We start from the raw sequence: 18,284 nt of genomic DNA on the forward strand, positions 1-18,284 counted from the left end.
CGGCGATTTTGTTCCAGCCGGCATTGATGGGGCCGCCGCGGTCATCCTCGACCAAATGAATTGAGCCAGCAGCACTGGCGTCCCGGAAGGGAGTCGAACCCCTGACCTGCGGTTTAGGAAACCGCTGCTCTATCCTGCTGAGCTACCGGGACATACCTTCGGCTGCGCCGCGCCGCAATTTGCTCTACCATGACGCCATGAGACGTTCCAGCGGTTCGGCCGCGTGCGGTCTTCCTGGCCTATGCTCCGCCGGCGCGCTGGCGCTTTTCATCGCCCTGCTCAACATGGGGATTGCTCAGCGCGCAATGGCGCAATCGGGTTGCCCGACCGCAGGCAGCCAACACGTTGCGGCGGCCTCGGTCGACGAGCGGCTCGAACTCTCCTTGCGGGATGGCCGGCTCTTGCGCATCGCCGGGATCGAACCGGTGCGGCCGACGCCCGCCAATCCGGATTTCGCGACGGCGGCGCGCGAGGCTTTGCAAAGGGCGCTCGCCGCCGGGTTCGACATCATTCCCCTGGCGGGGCCGGATCGCTGGGGGCGGGTCCCAGTCTTTGCTTTCCCGCCGGCTTCGACGCTCCCCGCGCCTGCGCCATCGCTTGGAGCTTGGCTGTTGGCGCAGGGTTACGGGCGCTTCATGCCGGAGCCCGCCGCGGCAGTGTGCCGCGTCGATTTTCTCACCGCCGAAGCCAAAGCCCGCACCGCGCAACGCGGCCTTTGGCATGATCCCTATTATGCCGTAATTGCCGCAACTGATAGGCAGGCTTTTGCTGACAAGACGGCGACGAATGTGATCGTTGAGGGCCAAATCACCGATGTCGACAGGCGACCGAAGCGCCTTTATCTTCTGTTCGGCCCACGGGATAGCGACGGCTTTGCAGTCACGATAGTGCAACGCGACGTCAAGATATTTGAGCGCGCGGGTTTTGACTTTCATGCTCTGATCGGCCGCAGGATTCGTGTCCGCGGCCTGCTCGATATGCGGTTTGGGCCGCAGGTCGAAGTCTCCGAACCCGACGCAATCGAAATCGTTTCCCAACCCGAGACGTCACCGGGTGCGGGACAACATGTTGAGGCGAAAGCTGCTAACCCGTCCGAAAAGCCTCAATGAAGGTCCGCATTTGATGATCGGTCTGCAGCGCCGTTTCGGATCCGGCCGGCGGCTTTTGGCGATTGCGCTGGCGCTGGCGCTCGGCGCTTGCGCGGCGATGGAGGACCAAGGCAAACCGATTGCCGTCGAAGTTCCGGCCGCAGCGCCCCGCACGCTTGGGCTCGAGACGCCGGCCTCGGCGGAAAATCAAAAGATGGTCGCCCTTTTCGGCGGCGAATATCACGATGCGGCGGCCGAGCACTTCGTCAACGGCATCCTGCTCAAATTGGCGAAAGCCGGCGAGAATCCGGAGCAGCCCTATCAGGTCACCCTGTTGAATTCGCCGGTGATCAACGCCTTCGCCATGGCGCCGGACCGGATCTATGTCACACGCGGACTTCTGGCCTTGGCCAATGATGCATCCGAGGTCGCTGCGGTCATGGCGCATGAGATCGGCCATATCACGGCGCGCCATGCGGCGCTGCGGGCCGAGGAAGAAAAGCGTGCCGCGCTCATCACTCAGGCCGCGGCCGTCATCGAAAGCCGGCAAAAGGGCGAGGAGGTCGAGGCGGTCGAGCGGCGGACGCTGGCGAGTTTTTCACGCCAGCAGGAACTCGAGGCGGACGAGATCGGCATTCGGGTCATGGCCAAAGCGGGCTATGATCCTTATGCCGCGGCGCGCTTCCTGACGACGCTCGGACGCGACAGCGCCTTGCGGGCGAGCCTTTTCGGTCAGGGCTCGGATGTCTCGAAGCCGGATCTTCTTGCCACGCATCCCTCGACGCCTGAACGAATCGCGCGTGCGGAGCAGATCGCGCAGCAATTCGGACCGCCCGGCACCGGCACGACCGATCGGACGGCTTATCTCGCAGCCATTGACGGGATGACCTATGGCGACGATCCGGCCGATGGCTCGATCCGCGGAACGACCTTCATTCATCCGCGACTTGGCTTTTTGTTCGTCGCGCCGGACGGGTTCGTCTTGGAAAATTCGGCGCAGGCCGTCCTGGGCGTGAAGACCGGAGGGCGCGAGGCGTTGCGGCTCGATTCGGTGCGGCTCGACCCTTCGATGACGCTCGAAAGCTATATTTCGTCAGGCTGGATCGAAGGGCTGCTGCCCAGCTCGATTGAGACGCTCGAGGTCAACGGCATGCCCGCCGTGACGGCGAGCGCGCGTGCCGGCGAATGGAATTTTCGCGTCGCCGTCATCCGCTTCCAGGGCGATCAGGTCTATCGGCTGATCTTTGCGATTCGCAATCTCGACGCCGAGGCGGAGAAGCGGTTTCGCGCCTCGATTGAATCCTTTCGCAAGACGACGCCCGAAGAAGTCGAAGAAGTGAAGCCGCTGCGCCTCGTCATCGTGACGGCGCAGCCGGGCGATAGCGTCGAAAGCCTGAGCAACAAAATGGCGGTCGCCGACCATCCGCTCGAACATTTCGAGCTGATCAACGGCTTGACCGGCCCGGGGCCCTTGCCGGCCGGCGAGCATTACAAAATCGTCACGGATTAGCGCCGCGCTCTGTCGCGCCGCAAAGCGCCGCTGGAACTCGCACCGCTGTTGGCACGTTTATCTCCTCGTCCGTCTAAGGCTGAGGTGGGCCGCCAAGAGGGGATCGAAGAGGGATCATTGCGAGGATCATTCATGGCGCGACATGTCGGCTTGGACCGCCATCTGGCTTCGGCGGCGAAAGCCGCGCCCTTTCTCGATCGCGAGGAAGAGCGCGATCTCGCGCTGCGCTGGCATCGGCGCCGGGACGAGCGCGCGCTGCACCGGCTGACGCAGGCGCATATGCGGCTCGTCATCGCCATGTCGGTGCGCTTCCGTCATTATGGTCTGCCGATCGGCGACCTCATTCAGGAAGGTCATGTCGGTCTGCTGCAAGCGGCGGCGCGTTTCGATCCGGAGCGTGACGTTCGGTTTTCGACCTATGCGACTTGGTGGATCCGTGCCGCCATCCAGGATTTCATCTTGCGCAACTGGTCGATCGTGCGCGGCGGCACGAGCTCGGCGCAGAAGGCGCTGTTCTTCAATCTGCGGCGCCTGCGGGCGCGGCTCTCCACCGATGCGTCGTCGGCGGGCACTGCGACAGTGTTTGATCAGATCGCCAAGGCACTCGGCGTGCAGCGCGCCGACGTCGAATTGATGGATGCGCGTTTTTCCAGTCCCGACCTGTCGCTCAATGCAGCGGTATCGGAAGCCGATCCCGCCGCCACTTCGGTGCAACGGCTCGACCTGCTTGCCGACGAAGGGCCGTTGCCGGATGAAATCGTCGAAGATGCGATCGACGCCGACCGCCGCATCGTCTGGCTAGAAGACGCCCTCAAGAGCCTCAATCCGCGGGAACTTGCGATTCTGCAATATCGCCGCCTTGCCGAGGAAGCGGCAACGCTCGAATCGCTGGGCGTGCGTTTCGGCATTTCCAAAGAGCGGGTGCGCCAGATCGAAGGACGGGCGCTGGAAAAATTGCGCCGGGTTCTGATCGATCGCCATCAGGCCGAAGAACGCAGCCTCAGTCTTAGCCACGCAAAAAGGCCCGACACGGTGGCCGGGCCTTTGGCGTCTTAATTCGGCGCATTGCGCTTTTTGGTCTGAAGCGCTTACGCCGCTTCGTCGATCCCGCCGTCGTCACCATCGCTGCCGGCTTCGGCTTCGAGATCGGCTTCGCTGTCCTCAGCCTTGCCGCGGCGCGGGCTCTTCTGCAATTGAGTCTCGATCACCTTCAGCGATTCCGTCTCGGTCAGTTTCTGAACGGCGGCGATTTCGCGGGCAACGCGATCGAGCGCCGCCTCATACAATTGCCGCTCAGAATAGGATTGTTCGGGCTGCGCCTCTGAACGGTAGAGATCCCGCACGACTTCGGCGATGGCGACGAGATCGCCGGAATTGATCTTCGCCTCATATTCCTGGGCGCGGCGCGACCACATGGTCCGCTTGATGCGGGCGCGGCCGGTCAGCGTATTGAGCGCCTGCTTGACGACCTCGGCACTGGCGAGCTTGCGCATACCGACGGCGATCGACTTCGGCGTCGGCACCTTCAGGATCATCTTGTCCTTCGCGAAGCTGATCACAAAGAGTTCGAGCTTGAAGCCGGCGACTTCCTGCTCCTCGACGGCGAGGATCTGGCCGACGCCATGTGCCGGATAGACAACGAATTCGAGCGGCTTGAAGCCGTGCTTGACCGGTGCGGCGGGCTTTGCCGTCGGCTTCGGTTTCTCGGCGATCGGCGCGGCGGGCTTTGTCTCCGCAACCGGCGGCAGCTTGGCCTCGGGCGCGGCGGCGCGGACCGGCGCAGGTGCGGCTGCGGCCGCCTTCTTGGGTGCTTTCTGAGTCACGCTGGCTTTACTTGCTTCCTCTGGGCGAGCGACAGCCTCGGCGGCGGGTGCCGGCTTTTGCAGAGAGCGCAAAGCCAACACCGCAGCAACTTGCGCGCGGCGCTCGGAATCGACCTTCTTGACGGCCTGGAGTTCGGTTTGAGGAGCGGCGGCCGGCTGAACCGCAACCGCCACTTTCGGTAGTTTAGTCTCAACCGGCGCGACGCGTCCAGCCCGCGATTTGCCGCGGCCTGCCGTTGTTGACCGCTTTAATTTTGCCGCGGACGCTTGAGTCGCTTTGATAGTCTTCGGCGCGCCGGGCTTTGCCGCCGCGGATTTCGTCGCCGCCGTCTTGGCGGCCGGACGCGTCGCCTTTGCCGCCGCAGCCTGTTTCTTCAGCCGCGCCTGGGCCGTGCGCAGCTTCGCGGCGGCGCTCTTGCTCCGCGCGGCGGGCTTTGCGGCGGATTTCGCCGCGGCCTTGGCCGCGATTTTGGCTTTCGGCGCCGGCCTTGCAGCGGTCTTCGCCGCGGTCGCGCGGCCTTGACGGGCCTTCGATTCGGCCGGCTTTTTGGCTTTGGTCGCGGTTCGGGACTTGAGAGCCGCGCGCGCGATCGTGGCTTTGGCCTTGTGGGACTTTTCGGTCTTCCTGACAGATGACATACGCGCGCACTCCTTTTCGGTCTCGCTTCAGGCGCGAAACTCAGAATTCGTTACGCAGCAAAGGAACTTTGCCGCCCGGGGGTCGCCGCGGCATGTCAATGGAACCGCGGCGCGGCCGAGCGAAAGACCATCCATCTACCGCAGCGCGAACCTTGGCCCCCAGGCAACTGCTGCTTGTAGCGAGGATACGCCCGATGCTCCCGCCAAGCATCAGACGAACGCGATCCGGATGATCAGAGCCGGGCCGATTTATGAAAAGAATATATCATGGCGGGGCGGGAAAATCAAAGATTTACGCCCCGAAAAAGCTGAAAAAACGGCACTTTCCGGCCTCGCCCCGGCTTCGGCGGCCCGCTTATCTCAATTTATGTTTGACCGGCGTGGTTAATCGCCTTCGCCGGGTTCAGGCGAAAAATAAGCGTCGAATTTGCCGGGCTTGCCGTCGAACTCCTTGGCGTCCTCGGGCTGCGGCTTCTTGTGCGAGATGTTCGGCCAGATCTTGGCCATATCGGCGTTCAGCTTCAGCCATTTTTCGAGACCCTTCTCGGTGTCGGGGCTGATCGCATTGGCCGGGCATTCGGGTTCGCAGACGCCGCAATCGATACATTCGTCCGGATGAATGACGAGCATATTCTCGCCTTCGTAGAAGCAATCGACCGGGCAGACCTCGACGCAGTCCGTATACTTGCACTTGATGCAGTTTTCGGTGACGACGTAAGGCATAAATCTCCTCCGCCCGAACGCTGCGGGCCGCGCTGAATTCTGGCGGTTTGCTAGCGTCTTTGCGGCGCTTAAGCAAGCAATTGCGGCCCGGCATAAAGCCTATATTGCCGCAGGCTTAGAGCCCTCCGCCGCGCAGTCCGCAGGCGCGGAACTTCCGGCGTTCAAATCCACGAACAGCAATTGCGCCTGTTCGGCGCCGCCGCGCCGCGCCGCAAGGCCGGTGATCCGCAGAACGCGGACGCGCCGTTCAAGCGCAATCGTCAAGACCGCACCCGGACCGACGAGCTTTGCCGGAACGTCAACCCTGCGGGAATCGATCCGCACATGACCGGCCGCAACGAGATCGACGGCCTGTTGGCGGGTTTTGACCACGCGCGCAAACCACAGCCATTTGTCGAGCCGCTGCTTTTGCAGAGCCGTCGGCATGGCCGGCCGCGCAGTCATGGCAATTGCGATCGAGACACGGCGTTGACCTATGTCCGCCGCGGCGGCCGATCAAGAGCGGGCGCGCCAAATCATCAAAGTCTTGTCGACCCATGTCTTCTCGACCCCCGTCGTGCCGCCGGAGCTGCGCCGCAGCAGGTCTTTTGCGGCTGTGCGCAGGCGCCGCCGCAATCTTTCCGCGGCGACGGCCATGCGGCCGCGCCGGCCGGCCGGCAAGGCCAGCGCGAGGTCGAGCATGGCAATGCGCTGCGGCCAGAGATGATCGATCATCGGGTGATGGGGCATGGCGCAGGAATCGATCTTGAGCGGTGTGCCGCCCGCGGCCAGCCGGGCGGTCAGTTCGCGCACGAAGAGCACGCCGGGCGAAAGCGCCGCATAGGCTTCGTCATAAGCCGTCTTCCAGAAATAGACGGTGCCGGCGTCTTCGATCATGATCCCCATCGCGACCGGCTTGCCGTCGAGATCGAGGCTTTCGATGCGCAGCTTGCCGGCACGGGCGAAATTTTCGGCCATGCTTGTTGCGAAACGCGCCCGCTCGGGCGTCGAGGCGAGCGCGGTCTTGCTGGTGCCTTTCCAGCCGCGCGCTTCAAGCGCCAGAAATTCCGCCATGGCGGGCCCGACGTCGGCATTGCGGGCCACGCGATAGGAGAGAGCGCCGTGCTCGGCAAGCCGGCGAAACAGACGTGCCGCGTTTTTACCGGCCTTGGTCTTGCGATCGACCGATGCGTCGGGCGCTGTCGGGAGCAGAGCGGCGCGCTCATATTGGCTGATGAGATGCAGCCGATCTTCGCCGAACATGTCGCCGAGGAGGCGAAAGGTCGGGCCCGCGCGCGGGATGTCGCCGAAGATCAGCGCGCTAGGCGCCAGCGGCAAGGTTTTCACCGCATCGACGAGCTTTGCCAACGCCGGCGCCGCCAATGTCCGGTCGAGCAAAGGCAGGCCGAGTGCCGCCTGTTTGTGCAGGTAGCCGCGCGCGAGGCCGCAGGGAAGGCGCGGCGGCGCGAGGGGCGTCAAAGCCAGAAGCCGGCGCTCGGGCGCAGCATCGAACACCGCCAGAATTTTCAGTTCCTGCGGATGCAGATAAGCGAGGGCCGGCAGGGCGAAATCGGGATCGAGGAAGATGTTTCGTTCGAGGCTGCGCGCATAGAGATCGCGCCAGGCGCCTTCAAGCCGCGCCATATCGGTGACATCGATCAGCTCGGTCTCCAGGGCCTGGGCCACCGTCTCTTCCGCCATGCTGAAATCATGAGCCGGCGTCCGAAGAGCCGGGCTCATCGCAAAGGCCGGCCCTTGCATCGCCCACCGCGACGCGATTGTACTGAGGAGGGATCGAGCCATCATCCTTCATAATCGGATAGACGCGACCTTTCAGAGTGAACGTCCTTTAACCCTAACAAAAGGCGGCGGCCGGATTGATCTATGATGCCATCGTCATCGGCGGCGGCCACAACGGCCTTGTCTGCGCCGCCTATCTCGGTGCCGCGGGGCTGAAAACCCTCGTCCTCGAGGCGCGCGACAAAATCGGCGGCTGCGCCGTCACCGAGGAATTTTATCCCGGTTTTCGCAATTCGCAGGCGGCTTATACGGTCTCTCTGCTCAATCCAAAAATCATCCGTGACCTCGATTTGCCGCGGCACGGACTTAACATCGTGCCGCGCAAGCTCGGGAATTTTCTGCCGCTCGAGGATGGGCGCTATCTGAAGATCGGCGCCGGCCGTACGAAAAGCGAAGTAGCAAAATTTTCCGTCCGCGACGCGGAACGGCTCGACGGCTATTCGTCGCGGCTCGATCGACTGGCCGATTTTCTGCGCGCGGTCGCGCTGGAGACCCCGCCCAATTTGCCGACGGGCGGTGCGCTCGATTGGCTGCGCCAGCTCACCCGCGCCGGACAATTCGCCAATCTGTTGCGCAAGCTCGGCCTCGAAGGCGAGCGCGACGTGCTCGAAATCTTCACGAACTCCGCCGGCGATTATCTCGATCATTGGTTCGAGAGCGCCCCGATCAAGGCGGCGTTCGGCTTCGATGCGATCGTCGGCAATTATCAGAGCCCCTATGCGCCGGGCTCGGCCTATGTGTTGCTGCATCATTGCTTCGGCGAGGTGAACGGCGCCAAAGGCCAATGGGGGCATGCCATCGGCGGCATGGGTGCCATCACCGAGGCGATGGCGAAGGCGGCGCAGAGGCGCGGCGTCGAGATTCGCACGTCGAGAGCCGTACGCGAGGTGCTCATCGAGAATGGCCGCGCGATCGGGGTCGAGACGGTGAGCGGCGAGATTTTCCGCGCCAAAATCGTTGCCGCCAACGTCAATCCGAAATTGCTTTATCGCGATCTTGTCCGGCAGGATGCGCTGAGCGGCGATTTCAAAGACAGGATCGCCCGCTGGCGCTGCGGCTCCGGCACGTTCCGGATGAATGTCGCGCTGTCCGAATTGCCGGATTTTTCCGCGTTGCCGGGGCGTGCGGTTGCCGAGCATCACACCGCCGGCATCATCATCGCGCCGTCGCTTCGCTACATGGAAGAGGCTTATTTCGACGCGCGGCGCTGCGGCTGGTCGCAAAAGCCCGTCGTTGAAATGCTCATCCCCTCGACGCTCGATGCCAGCCTGGCGCCGCGCGGCGCGCATGTCGCAAGCCTCTTCTGCCAGCATGTCGCGCCGGTTCTACCCGACGGCCAATCGTGGGATGATCGTCGCGAGGCGGTCGCCGATCTCATGATCGCGACGGTCGATGCCTATGCACCGAATTTCAAAGCTTCGGTCATCGCCCGGCAGGTCTTTTCGCCGCTCGATCTCGAGCGCACGTTCGGCCTCGTCGGCGGCGACATCTTCCACGGCGCGCTCGATCTCGGCCAATTGTTCGTCGCGCGGCCGATGCTGGGGCATGCCGATTACCGCGCGCCGATCGCCGGGCTTTATATGTGCGGGGCGGGCACGCATCCAGGCGGCGGCGTCACCGGCCTGCCCGGCCACAATGCCGCGCGAGAGATTTTGCGGGATTGGCGGCACTGACGTGCCGCCGTTCGCTCAGGCACTCCGATTGGCCGAAAGCTCAATGGCCTTCGAAGGCAATGAGGCTGCGCACGGGAACGTCGAGCGCCTCGATCTTCTTGGCGCCGCCGAGGTCCGGCAGATCGATGACGAAACAGGCGGCGACGACATCGGCGCCGAGCTTTTTCAAGAGCTTCACCGCGGCTTCCGCCGTGCCGCCGGTGGCGATGAGATCATCGACGAGAATCACTTTCTCGCCCGGCATCAGCGCATCGACATGCATTTCCATTTCGTCGACGCCATATTCGAGCGAATAGCCGATCGACACGGTCTTGTGCGGCAGCTTGCCCTTCTTGCGGATCGGCACGAAGCCGGCCGAAAGCTGATGCGCCACGGCGCCGCCGAGGATGAAGCCGCGCGCTTCGATGCCGGCGATCTTGTCGATCTTGCTGCCCGACCAGGGCTGCACCAATTCGTCGATCGCCCGGCGGAAGGCTTTCGCGTCGGCCAGCAAGGTGGTGATGTCGCGGAAGATGATGCCGGGCTTTGGATAGTCCGGAATGCTGCGGATGGCGTTCTTCAGGCTCATTGGGCGTTGACTCGTTTCAGGATGACGCCGAGCTTTTTGAGGAGCGCCGGGTCGCGCGCCTCGGGCGCGGTAATAAGGGCCGCATCGAGCGCCCGATCGGAGCCGATCAGGCAAGCCTCGTGCTCGGCGGGAAAGTCCTGCAGGAGCCGCGCCAGCAGCCGTTCGGCTCTGCCGGTATTGGCTTGCAAGGTGGCGATGATCGAGGCGACATCGACATGATCGTGCTCGGGATGCCAGCAATCGTAATCGGTCACCATGGCGATCGTGGCATAGGCGATTTCTGCCTCGCGGGCGAGTTTTGCCTCCGGCATGGCGGTCATGCCGATCACGTCGAAGCCGGCGGCTTGATAGGCGCGCGATTCGGTGAGCGAGGAAAATTGCGGTCCCTCCATCGCGACATAGGTCCCGCCCTTGACGTAAGCGATGCTCTCGGCCTCGGCGGCGTCAGCGATGCGCGCCTGCAGGAGCGGGGCGACCGGATGCGCCATCGAGACATGCGCGACGCAGCCGTTGCCGAAGAATGAGGATTGCCGGCCGAAGGTTCGGTCGACGAATTGATCGACGAGGACGAAAAGGCCGGGGTTCAATTCTTCCTTGAACGAGCCGCACGCCGAGACCGAGACGAGATCGGTGACGCCGACTTCCTTAAGCGCATAGATATTGGCGCGGTAATTGATGCCGGAGGGGGAAAGCCGATGGCCGCGGCCGTGCCGGGCGAGGAAGACGACCTCGGTCGCGCCGATTTTGCCGAAGCGCAAAGCATCGGACGGCTCGCCCCAAGGCGTCGAAACCAGCTCTTCGCGCAAATCGGCAAGGCCGGGCAGGTGGTAGACGCCCGAGCCGCCGATAACGCCAACAATCGATTGAACCATGCCGCCCCGCCGCAATAATTTTCCGCGGCGCAAAATTGGCGGCGCAGCGGCAGCCTGTCAACGGCGGCTTTTCGGCGCGAGGATCAATGTCCCGTGACGCCGGACCAGATCCGCTTTTTGGTGAAATAGAGCAAAACGGCGAAGACGATCAGGAAGATCACGACACGGAAGCCGAGCGCCTTGCGCTCGTCGAGTTTGGGTTCGGCCGCCCAATAGAGGAAGGCGGCGACATCGCGCGAATATTGCTGCACCGTCTGCGGCGCGCCATCGGTATATTGGACCTGGCCGTCATTGAGCGGCTTCGGCATCGCGATGTGGTGGCCGGGGAAATATTCGTTCCAGTTCGGATCGTCGGGATGCGTGAAGCCGTTGAGGATCGCGACGATATAGTCCGGACCCTGCTCCTGATATTCGGTGAAGGCGTCGAAGATGAAGAGCGGGAACGGCCGCGGGAACGAGCGCGCCTTGGCGAGGTCCGACATATCGGGAGGCGCCGCGCCGAACACCGCTTTCGCCGCTTCCGGGTTGGGGAACGGCGGCGGGAAATGGTCGGAGGGCCGGCCGGGGCGTTTGAACATCTGGCCGGAATCGTTGGGCCCATCCTCGACCTGATAGGTTGCCGCCAGCGCCTTCACCTGTGCTTCGGAAAAGCCCGGGCCGCCAGCGTCGGCAAGATCGCGGAACGCGACGAGGTTCAGCGAATGGCAGGTCGAGCAGACGTCGTGATAGACCTTGAAGCCGCGCTGCAATTGCTCCTGGTCGAAGCCACCGAGCGGCCCGTGGAAGCTCCACGCTTGGCGCGGCGGCATCTGACCTTCCGCCTGCAGCGGGTAGGAGCCGTTGCCTTTGGCGTTGGTGTCGACGGCATGGGCGCCGGCCGCCAGGGCGCAAAGCCCGACGACACTCACCAGGCCTGCGAGAATTCGTCCTCTGGGAGTCATTTCAATCTCCTCAGGCCTTGCCCGGCGCCGGCGCGCCGAGGACGGATTCGGCGATCGAGGCCGGCAATTTCTTCGGCTTCTCGAACAGCGGCAGCAGCGGCAGGACGAGAAAGAAGAAGGCGAAATAGGAGATCGTCAGGATGCGGCCGGCGATGATGAAGCCACCCTCCGGCGGCTGCGAGCCGATATAGCCGAGGCCGATGACGGTGGCGACGAAAAGCCAGAAGAAGATGCGAAAGAGCGGCCGGTAATTTGCCGAGCGCACCGGAGAGCGGTCGAGCCAGGGCAAAAAGGCAAAGAGCAGGATCGCGCCGAACATGCAGGTGACGCCACCGAGCTTCGACGGGATCGAGCGCAGAATCGCGTAGAACGGCAGATAATACCATTCCGGCACGATATGCGGCGGCGTCTGCAACGGATTGGCCTGGATGTAATTGTCCGCATCGCCGAGGTAGTTCGGGATGTAGAAGACGAACCAGGCGTAAAGGATCAAAAAGCAGACAAGACCGAAGCCGTCCTTGACCGTGAAATAAGGATGGAAGGGCAACGTGTCCTTGCTCGATTGCTTCTCGATGCCGGTCGGATTGTTCGAACCGGTGACATGCAGCGCCCAGACGTGCAGCACGACGACGGCCGCGATCATGAACGGCAGCAGATAGTGCAAGGCATAAAAGCGGTTCAGCGTCGCATCATCGACCGCATAACCGCCCCAGAGCCAGGTCGTGATCGCATTGCCGACAAGCGGGATCGCCGAAAACAGGCTGGTGATGACGGTCGCGCCCCAGAAGCTCATCTGCCCCCAAGGCAGCGTATAGCCGAGAAAGCCGGTCGCCATCATCAAGAGATAGATGATGACGCCGAGGATCCAGAGCACTTCGCGCGGCGCCTTGTAGGAGCCGTAATAGACGCCGCGCATGATGTGGATATAGACGGCGAAGAAGAACATCGAGGCGCCGTTCGAATGCGCATAGCGCAGCAGCCATCCATAATTCACGTCGCGCATGATGTGCTCGACGGAGGCAAAGGCGAGGCCGGAATTCGGCACGTAATGCATGGCGAGGGCGACGCCGGTGACGATCTGCGCCGCCAGCATGAAGCTCAGGATGCCGCCGAACGTCCACCAGTAATTGAGATTGCGCGGGTTCGGAAAAGTGATGAACGACGCATGGACAAGGCCAAGGATCGGCAGCCGGCTGTCGAGCCATTTGGTGAAGCCGCTTTTCGGAACATAAGAGGAAGGACCGCTCATCGCATCACTCTGCTGGCGCGTTTCGCCTGGACGAGACCTCAGCCAATCGAAAGCTTATTGTCGGGAAGGAATTTGTACGGCGGGAGGTAGAGGTTATAAGGCGCCGGTCCTTGCCGGATGCGCGCGGCGGTATCGTAGACCGAGCCGTGACAAGGACAGAACCAGCCGCCGTAAGGGCCCTGATGGCCGAGCGGCACGCAGCCGAGATGGGTGCAGATGCCGATGACGATCAGCCATTCGGGATGCGGAGCGCGCTGTTCGTCGGTCGCGGGATCGCGCAATTCGCTCAGCGGAACGGCGCGGGCCTCGGCGATCTCCTTCGCCGTGCGATGGCGGACGAAGACCGGCTTGCCGCGCCATTTGACGGTCAGGATCTGGCCTTCCGCAATGTGGGAAAGATCGACTTCGGTCGACGCCGCGGCAAGCGTCGAAGCATCAGGGTTCATCTGGTCGATCAGCGGCCAGACCGCCGATGCGGCCCCTATTGCACCAACAGCGCCCGTCGCGATAAACAAAAAATCGCGTCGCGTCGGTTCCACGCTCACGCTCTCAGCCAAGGCATTTCCTCTAATCGTCACGAAGCTTTTTTCTAGCTTTGCTGCAGTCTCGCGCTTTTGCCGGACCCCAGCAATGCGTCGTTTCGCCACTTGGCCCGTCCTCTGGGCCGCCCGGACCGATTGAAGTTTTGCAGGGCGAGACCATGCAGGCACCGCCGCTGACTTTGGCGCTGTATCAGCCGGATATTCCGCAGAATTGCGGGACCATGCTGCGGCTCTGCGCTTGCCTCGGCATTGATGCCGCGATCATCGAGCCAGCCGGCTTTGCGGTCAGCGACCGCGCCTTTCGCCGTGCCGGGCTGGATTATCTCGATTATGTGACGATCGCCCGTCACATGAACTTTGCGGCTTTCTTGACGTGGCGCAAGGCGGTGGAACGCCGGCTTATCCTATTATCAACCAAGGCGGCGGGGGATTATTGCGACTTTCGTTATGCGCCGGGCGATATTCTGCTTGTCGGCCGTGAATCGGCCGGCGTGCCGGATGAGGTGCGCGCAATGGCGGATGCGGCTGTTCGAATACCGATCCGGCCGCCGTTGCGTTCGTTGAATGTCGCGGTTGCGGCGGCCATGGTTGTTGGCGAAGCCGTCCGGCAGATCGGAGAAAGAGCAGAGCGATGACAGGCAAGATGGATGATCTCGAACACCGCAAGGCCGAAGCACGCGCCTGGTTCGAGGCCCTGCAGATGCGAATCTGCACGGCGTTCGAGATGCTTGAACAAGACTGTCCCGGTCCGTTCGCGCAAGCGGACGCCGCGCCGGGACAGTTTGTTTTCACGCCATGGCAGCGCAAGGATCTATCCGGCGCCGATGGCGGCGGTGGCAGGATGGCGCTCTTGCATGGCCGCGTTTTTGAAAAGGCCGGCGTGCATACCTCTGCGGTGCATGGCACGTTCGCGCCGGAGTTTGCCAAGCAGATTCCCGGCGCCGAGGCCGACCCGCATTTTTGGGCCGGCGGCATTTCGCTCATCGTCCATCCGTGGAATCCGAACGTCCCGGCCGTGCATATGAACACCCGCTTCGTGGTGACGCAGAAGACTTGGTTCGGCGGCGGCGCGGATCTGACGCCGGTGCTCGATCGCCGCCGCACCCAGACCGACGGCGATTCAATTGCCTTCCACGCGGCCTTCGAGGCGGCTTGCCGGCGCCACGCCGAGGTCGCCGATTATCAGCGCTTCAAGGAATGGTGCGACGAGTATTTCTTTCTGAAACATCGTAACGAACCGCGCGGCATCGGCGGCATTTTCTACGATAATCTCGCTTCGCCTGCCGGGTTCGATGCCGATTTCGCCTTTACCCGCGATGTCGGCGAGACCTTCCTCACGCTCTATCCTGAAATTGTGCGGCGCAATTTCAGGACAGCCTGGAGCGAAGCCGATCGCGACGAGCAGCTTATTCGCCGCGGCCGCTATGTCGAATTCAATCTGCTTTACGATCGCGGCACGATCTTCGGCCTGAAGACGGGGGGGAATGTCGATTCGATCCTGTCGTCGATGCCGCCCCTGGTCAAATGGCCGTGAGCTCCCTCAAATGCGTCGCAACGACGGCAATCCTGCGGCATAGTCACGAATAAGTCCCAGTTGCGTGAAACTCACCGTCGGCTCGACAATTTTGTTCCTCGCGAAACGGAGAATCCTTCATGAGTTTGCAGCGACGGATGCTGGCCCCGGCCCTTTTTGCTTTAAGCGCCGCCACGATCCTGGCCGGCGCCGGCAGAGCCCAGGCGGCGCAGGTCGGCCTTCTTGAATGCAACGTGGCGCCGGGCGTTGGCCTGGTCATTACATCCAGCAAAGCTCTCGCTTGCCGTTTCACCCGCACCTATGCGCGGACCGATTATTATGTCGGCACGATTACCAATTTCGGCCTGTCGCTCGGCGCAACGGGTCCGGGCCGCATCGTCTGGGCGGTGTTCGCCGCGACGCGTGAGGTCGGCCATACGGCGCTTGCCGGCCATTACGGCGGCGCCAGCGCCAATGTCTCGCTCGGCCTCGGCCTCGGCGCCAATGCCCTCGTCGGCGGCAATGCCGGCTCGATCGGCCTGCAGCCGCTTTCGGTCAATGCGCAGACGGGCGTCGACGTCACCGCCGGCATTACCGGCTTGACGCTGGAGCCGGCGCCGGGCCCCTGGCATTATCATCGGCATCATTATTGATGCTTGGCGCGTGACCGGCTGAAAGCAGCTGGTCACGCCGCCCGCGGGTTGCAGCAGCGGCTTGGCGCTCATAGATTGCCATGACATTTTGGCATATGAGGCGTCCATGTCCCAAGGCGCGGCCCGTCACGCAAAGCTCATCATCATCGGCTCCGGCCCGGCCGGCTACACGGCGGCGATCTATGCCGCGCGTGCGCTGCTCGAGCCGATCCTGATTTCCGGCTTCGAGCCGGGCGGCCAGCTGACCGTCACGACCGACGTGGAGAATTATCCGGGCTTTGCCGAGCCGATCCAAGGCCCCTGGCTGATGGAGCAGATGCGCCTTCAGGCCGCGCATGTCGGCACGGATTTCGTCTCCGATCACATTGTCAAGGTCGAGCTTGGCCAGCGGCCCTTCCGCCTGCATGGCGACAGCGGCGCGGCCTATACTTGCGATGCGCTCATCATCGCGACCGGCGCCAAGGCGCGTTGGCTCTGCCTGCCGAGCGAAGAAAAATTCCGCGGCTATGGCGTCTCGGCCTGCGCAACCTGCGACGGCTTCTTCTATCGCGGCCGGGACGTGGCGGTCATCGGCGGCGGTAATACGGCGGTGGAGGAGGCGCTCTATCTCGCCCAGCTCGCCCGCAAGGTGACGATCGTCCATCGGCGCGATTCCTTCCGCGCCGAGAAGATTTTACAGGACCGGCTGTTCAAGCTGCCCAATGTCGATGTCATCTGGGACAATGTCATCGAAGAAATCTGCGGTACCGAGGGGCCGACGAGCGTCACCCACGTGCGGCTCAGGAACGTCAAGACCGGCGTCTATACTGAAGTGCCGGTCGAAGGTGTCTTCGTCGCCATCGGTCATTCGCCGGCTTCCGAGCTATTTCTCGGACAAGTCGAGGCTAGGCCCAATGGCTATTTGAAGACCGCGCCGTTCTCGACCGCGACCAATATCCCTGGCGTCTTTGCGGCCGGCGATGTGACCGACGATGTCTATCGCCAGGCGGTGACGGCGGCGGGGCTTGGCTGCATGGCGGCGCTCGAAGCCGAGCGCTGGCTCGCGGCCGAAGCGCATCATCGCGCCGCGGCGGAGTGATGCGTCCGCGCTCAAATCACCGAGGGGGCCATGGACTGGGATAAGCTGCGCATCTTCCATGCGGCGGCGGAAGCTGGATCGTTCACGCATGCCGGCGCGGCTTTGGGGCTGAGCCAATCGGCGGTGAGCCGTCAGGTGAGCGCGCTGGAGCAGGATCTTGCGGTGCCGCTGTTCCACCGTCATGCCCGCGGGCTGATGCTGACCGAGCAGGGCGAGCTTCTGCTGCGCACCGTGCGCGAAGTCACGATGAAGCTCGATACGGTGCAGGCCGGCCTCGCCGATAGCCGCGAAAAGCCGCATGGCGAATTGCGTGTCACCGCGACCTACGGCATCGGCACCAATTGGCTGACACCGCGGCTCGGCCAGTTCCTCGAACTTTATCCCGACATCAAGGTGCGGGTGATTTTGTCGGAGGACGAGCTCGATCTCGGCATGCGCGAGGCGGATGTTGCATTGCGCCTGCGCGAGCCGATCCAGCCGGACCTGATCCGCCGCCGGCTGTTCACCATGCACTATCACCTCTACGCCTCCGAGGATTATCTGGCCCGCCATGGCGAGCCGCAGACGATCGAGGATCTCGACAAGCACCGCCTGCTCGCCTTCGCCGCACCGACCGCGAGCTTCCTCGAGAGCCTTAACGCGCTGCTGACCGTCGGCCGCGACGCCAAGGCGCCGCGCGAGGCGGCGCTGTCGGTCAACAATATTACCGCTTTGCGCCGCGCCGTGGAGAACAGCGTCGGCATCGCCGTCCTGCCCGATTATCACATCGAGGGCGGCAGCCATCTGGTGCAGCTCCTGCCGCAGACCGTGATGTCGCAATTCGACTGCTATGTCGTCTATGCGGAAGAGATGAAGAACGTCGCCCGCGTTCAGGTGTTTCGCGATTTTCTGGTCGCGAGCGCGCAGAGATGGCGGTTCTGATCCGCGGCGGTTGCGCGAAGGGATCTAGTGCGCAGTGCAGCATGCGGGTTTGGGCTTGCGGTCTCAGCGCTGGCGGGGCGCAAAGGGCGACACGACAGGCGAGGGACGGGCGGCGCCCTTGCCGGCGAATTCTCCCCGAAATTCACAGGACGATCTTGCAAGCCGCGAACCTCCCACCATATGGCGAAAGCGCGTGGCGTGAGGCATTTGGCGGTCCGGTCCGCTGGGGTTTCGCGGCATCGCGCAAGAAAAGCGAAGTTTTTTTGAATCGTTGTTGACAGCTCAATCGAGCTGGACATATAACGACCCCGCTGGCGACGCCGCCGTGACGCGGCATTGCGAAGCGTCTCTCTCGAGTTTCTCGGGCCCAAAGCCACCCAGTTGAAAAATTGGGGAGAGGACGTTTCGCTTCTAAACGCGTCGCAAGCATGCTGTTTGACAATTAAATCGGAAGAAAGAGAAACGTGGACGGCGAGGTCCTTGCGCGATGCAAGCCTTTGGGCGCGCATCGGGAAAAGACTTTGGCGGTCACGTTTATCAAGTTCATCGACATCTTCGGGCTTGCTCGAAGGTGGATGTGCTTGGAACTCGTCAAATGCGATGCATCGATGCCAATCGATGCGACGCCAGAGAGTGACCAGCCAGCTTCAATTCTCATTCAACTTGAGAGTTTGATCCTGGCTCAGAACGAACGCTGGCGGCAGGCTTAACA

The 18,284-nt window shown here is 62.9% G+C and carries 19 protein-coding genes, 1 tRNA gene and 1 pseudogene; 11 read left to right on the top strand and 10 right to left on the bottom strand.

The features are described from left to right. Positions 1–75 precede the first annotated feature (75 nt). A tRNA-Arg gene (locus Q0025_RS13355) sits at positions 76–152 on the bottom strand. Positions 153–239: 87 nt separating this feature from the next. After that, a complete protein-coding gene (locus Q0025_RS13360) occupies positions 240–1,037 on the bottom strand; it encodes a hypothetical protein (RefSeq protein ID WP_297299951.1) in 798 nt (265 codons plus the stop codon). An 85-nt stretch (positions 1,038–1,122) separates the two neighbouring features. Between Q0025_RS13360 and Q0025_RS13365 the strand changes: the two genes are divergently transcribed. Continuing rightward, positions 1,123–2,598: a M48 family metalloprotease gene (locus tag Q0025_RS13365; protein WP_297299976.1), complete on the top strand. Its 1,476-nt coding sequence runs from the start codon at positions 1,123–1,125 to the stop codon at positions 2,596–2,598. Between the two features lie 132 nt (positions 2,599–2,730). Then, positions 2,731–3,654, top strand: coding sequence for an RNA polymerase factor sigma-32 (locus Q0025_RS13370; RefSeq protein ID WP_297299953.1), 924 nt, complete (start codon positions 2,731–2,733; stop codon positions 3,652–3,654). A 32-nt stretch (positions 3,655–3,686) separates the two neighbouring features. Here Q0025_RS13370 and Q0025_RS13375 read toward each other — a convergent pair whose 3' ends face one another. Then, the gene (locus Q0025_RS13375) at positions 3,687–4,421 is read right to left on the bottom strand and encodes a CarD family transcriptional regulator (protein WP_366939468.1); all 735 of its coding nucleotides are present in this window, start codon (positions 4,419–4,421) and stop codon (positions 3,687–3,689) included. Positions 4,422–4,698: 277 nt separating this feature from the next. Between Q0025_RS13375 and Q0025_RS13380 the strand changes: the two genes are divergently transcribed. Then, a complete protein-coding gene (locus tag Q0025_RS13380) occupies positions 4,699–4,944 on the top strand; it encodes a hypothetical protein (protein WP_297299982.1) in 246 nt (81 codons plus the stop codon). Between the two features lie 81 nt (positions 4,945–5,025). Then, the gene (locus tag Q0025_RS13385; protein ID WP_297299984.1) at positions 5,026–5,448 is read left to right on the top strand and encodes a hypothetical protein; all 423 of its coding nucleotides are present in this window, start codon (positions 5,026–5,028) and stop codon (positions 5,446–5,448) included. Here Q0025_RS13385 and fdxA read toward each other — a convergent pair. From fdxA to Q0025_RS13400, 3 genes are all read right to left on the bottom strand, one after another. Next, positions 5,445–5,783 (bottom strand): ferredoxin FdxA, encoded by a 339-nt coding sequence (fdxA, locus tag Q0025_RS13390; RefSeq protein WP_297299955.1) that lies wholly within the window; start codon positions 5,781–5,783, stop codon positions 5,445–5,447. The genes Q0025_RS13385 and fdxA overlap by 4 nt on opposite strands. 99 nt (positions 5,784–5,882) lie before the next feature. Beyond that, entirely contained in the window at positions 5,883–6,227 is a 345-nt protein-coding gene (locus tag Q0025_RS13395) for an RNA-binding S4 domain-containing protein (RefSeq protein ID WP_366939470.1), read from the bottom strand. Positions 6,228–6,278: 51 nt separating this feature from the next. Continuing rightward, positions 6,279–7,463: a GNAT family N-acetyltransferase gene (locus Q0025_RS13400; protein WP_297299956.1), complete on the bottom strand. Its 1,185-nt coding sequence runs from the start codon at positions 7,461–7,463 to the stop codon at positions 6,279–6,281. A 176-nt stretch (positions 7,464–7,639) separates the two neighbouring features. On the opposite strand from Q0025_RS13400, the gene Q0025_RS13405 reads away from it, so the two are divergent. Further along, entirely contained in the window at positions 7,640–9,235 is a 1,596-nt protein-coding gene (locus Q0025_RS13405; RefSeq protein WP_297299957.1) for an NAD(P)/FAD-dependent oxidoreductase, read from the top strand. 40 nt (positions 9,236–9,275) lie between these two features. Here the strand turns inward: Q0025_RS13405 and Q0025_RS13410 are convergent, their stop codons facing one another. The 4 genes and pseudogenes from Q0025_RS13410 to petA form a co-directional block, all read right to left on the bottom strand. Further along, positions 9,276–9,803: an adenine phosphoribosyltransferase gene (locus Q0025_RS13410; RefSeq protein WP_297299959.1), complete on the bottom strand. Its 528-nt coding sequence runs from the start codon at positions 9,801–9,803 to the stop codon at positions 9,276–9,278. Beyond that, on the bottom strand, positions 9,800–10,675 hold the full coding sequence (locus Q0025_RS13415) for an S-methyl-5'-thioadenosine phosphorylase (RefSeq protein WP_297299961.1): 876 nt from the start codon (positions 10,673–10,675) through the stop codon (positions 9,800–9,802). Before Q0025_RS13415 ends, Q0025_RS13410 begins: the two co-directional genes overlap by 4 nt. A gap of 83 nt (positions 10,676–10,758) precedes the next feature. Then, positions 10,759–12,865, bottom strand: a pseudogene (locus Q0025_RS13420) (cytochrome c1). A gap of 38 nt (positions 12,866–12,903) precedes the next feature. After that, positions 12,904–13,422, bottom strand: a complete 519-nt coding sequence (gene petA, locus Q0025_RS13425) for a ubiquinol-cytochrome c reductase iron-sulfur subunit (RefSeq protein WP_297299963.1) — start codon at positions 13,420–13,422, stop codon at positions 12,904–12,906. A 143-nt stretch (positions 13,423–13,565) separates the two neighbouring features. On the opposite strand from petA, the gene Q0025_RS13430 reads away from it, so the two are divergent. The 6 genes from Q0025_RS13430 (at position 13,566) to Q0025_RS13455 (ending at position 18,282) form a co-directional block, all read left to right on the top strand. Then, on the top strand, positions 13,566–14,042 hold the full coding sequence (locus Q0025_RS13430) for a TrmH family RNA methyltransferase (RefSeq protein WP_297299965.1): 477 nt from the start codon (positions 13,566–13,568) through the stop codon (positions 14,040–14,042). Further along, entirely contained in the window at positions 14,039–14,941 is a 903-nt protein-coding gene (gene hemF, locus Q0025_RS13435; protein WP_297299967.1) for an oxygen-dependent coproporphyrinogen oxidase, read from the top strand. Before Q0025_RS13430 ends, hemF begins: the two co-directional genes overlap by 4 nt. Positions 14,942–15,060: 119 nt before the next feature. Beyond that, on the top strand, positions 15,061–15,573 hold the full coding sequence (locus tag Q0025_RS13440) for a DUF992 domain-containing protein (protein ID WP_297299969.1): 513 nt from the start codon (positions 15,061–15,063) through the stop codon (positions 15,571–15,573). 106 nt (positions 15,574–15,679) lie between these two features. Next, positions 15,680–16,651: a thioredoxin-disulfide reductase gene (gene trxB / locus Q0025_RS13445; protein WP_297299971.1), complete on the top strand. Its 972-nt coding sequence runs from the start codon at positions 15,680–15,682 to the stop codon at positions 16,649–16,651. A gap of 30 nt (positions 16,652–16,681) precedes the next feature. Beyond that, the gene (locus Q0025_RS13450; RefSeq protein WP_297299973.1) at positions 16,682–17,572 is read left to right on the top strand and encodes a LysR family transcriptional regulator; all 891 of its coding nucleotides are present in this window, start codon (positions 16,682–16,684) and stop codon (positions 17,570–17,572) included. A gap of 464 nt (positions 17,573–18,036) precedes the next feature. Further along, positions 18,037–18,282, top strand: a complete 246-nt coding sequence (locus Q0025_RS13455; protein ID WP_297299975.1) for a hypothetical protein — start codon at positions 18,037–18,039, stop codon at positions 18,280–18,282. The last annotated feature ends 2 nt before the right edge of the window (positions 18,283–18,284 follow it).

Origin of the sequence: uncultured Methylovirgula sp. (genome assembly GCF_947646745.1) — a bacterium.
GTDB lineage: Bacteria > Pseudomonadota > Alphaproteobacteria > Rhizobiales > Beijerinckiaceae > Methylovirgula.

What these genes read in the sequence shown, in the direction of transcription:
- Q0025_RS13365 (WP_297299976.1), top strand. Translation starts at nt 1,123, where the DNA reads ATGATCGGTCTGCAGCGCCGTTTCGGATCCGGCCGGCGGCTTTTGGCG.
- Q0025_RS13370 (WP_297299953.1), top strand. Translation starts at nt 2,731, where the DNA reads ATGGCGCGACATGTCGGCTTGGACCGCCATCTGGCTTCGGCGGCGAAA.
- fdxA (WP_297299955.1), bottom strand. Translation starts at nt 5,783, where the DNA reads ATGCCTTACGTCGTCACCGAAAACTGCATCAAGTGCAAGTATACGGAC.
- Q0025_RS13395 (WP_366939470.1), bottom strand. Translation starts at nt 6,227, where the DNA reads ATGACTGCGCGGCCGGCCATGCCGACGGCTCTGCAAAAGCAGCGGCTC.
- Q0025_RS13400 (WP_297299956.1), bottom strand. Translation starts at nt 7,463, where the DNA reads ATGGCGGAAGAGACGGTGGCCCAGGCCCTGGAGACCGAGCTGATCGAT.
- Q0025_RS13410 (WP_297299959.1), bottom strand. Translation starts at nt 9,803, where the DNA reads ATGAGCCTGAAGAACGCCATCCGCAGCATTCCGGACTATCCAAAGCCC.
- Q0025_RS13415 (WP_297299961.1), bottom strand. Translation starts at nt 10,675, where the DNA reads ATGGTTCAATCGATTGTTGGCGTTATCGGCGGCTCGGGCGTCTACCAC.
- Q0025_RS13430 (WP_297299965.1), top strand. Translation starts at nt 13,566, where the DNA reads ATGCAGGCACCGCCGCTGACTTTGGCGCTGTATCAGCCGGATATTCCG.
- hemF (WP_297299967.1), top strand. Translation starts at nt 14,039, where the DNA reads ATGACAGGCAAGATGGATGATCTCGAACACCGCAAGGCCGAAGCACGC.
- Q0025_RS13440 (WP_297299969.1), top strand. Translation starts at nt 15,061, where the DNA reads ATGAGTTTGCAGCGACGGATGCTGGCCCCGGCCCTTTTTGCTTTAAGC.
- trxB (WP_297299971.1), top strand. Translation starts at nt 15,680, where the DNA reads ATGTCCCAAGGCGCGGCCCGTCACGCAAAGCTCATCATCATCGGCTCC.
- Q0025_RS13450 (WP_297299973.1), top strand. Translation starts at nt 16,682, where the DNA reads ATGGACTGGGATAAGCTGCGCATCTTCCATGCGGCGGCGGAAGCTGGA.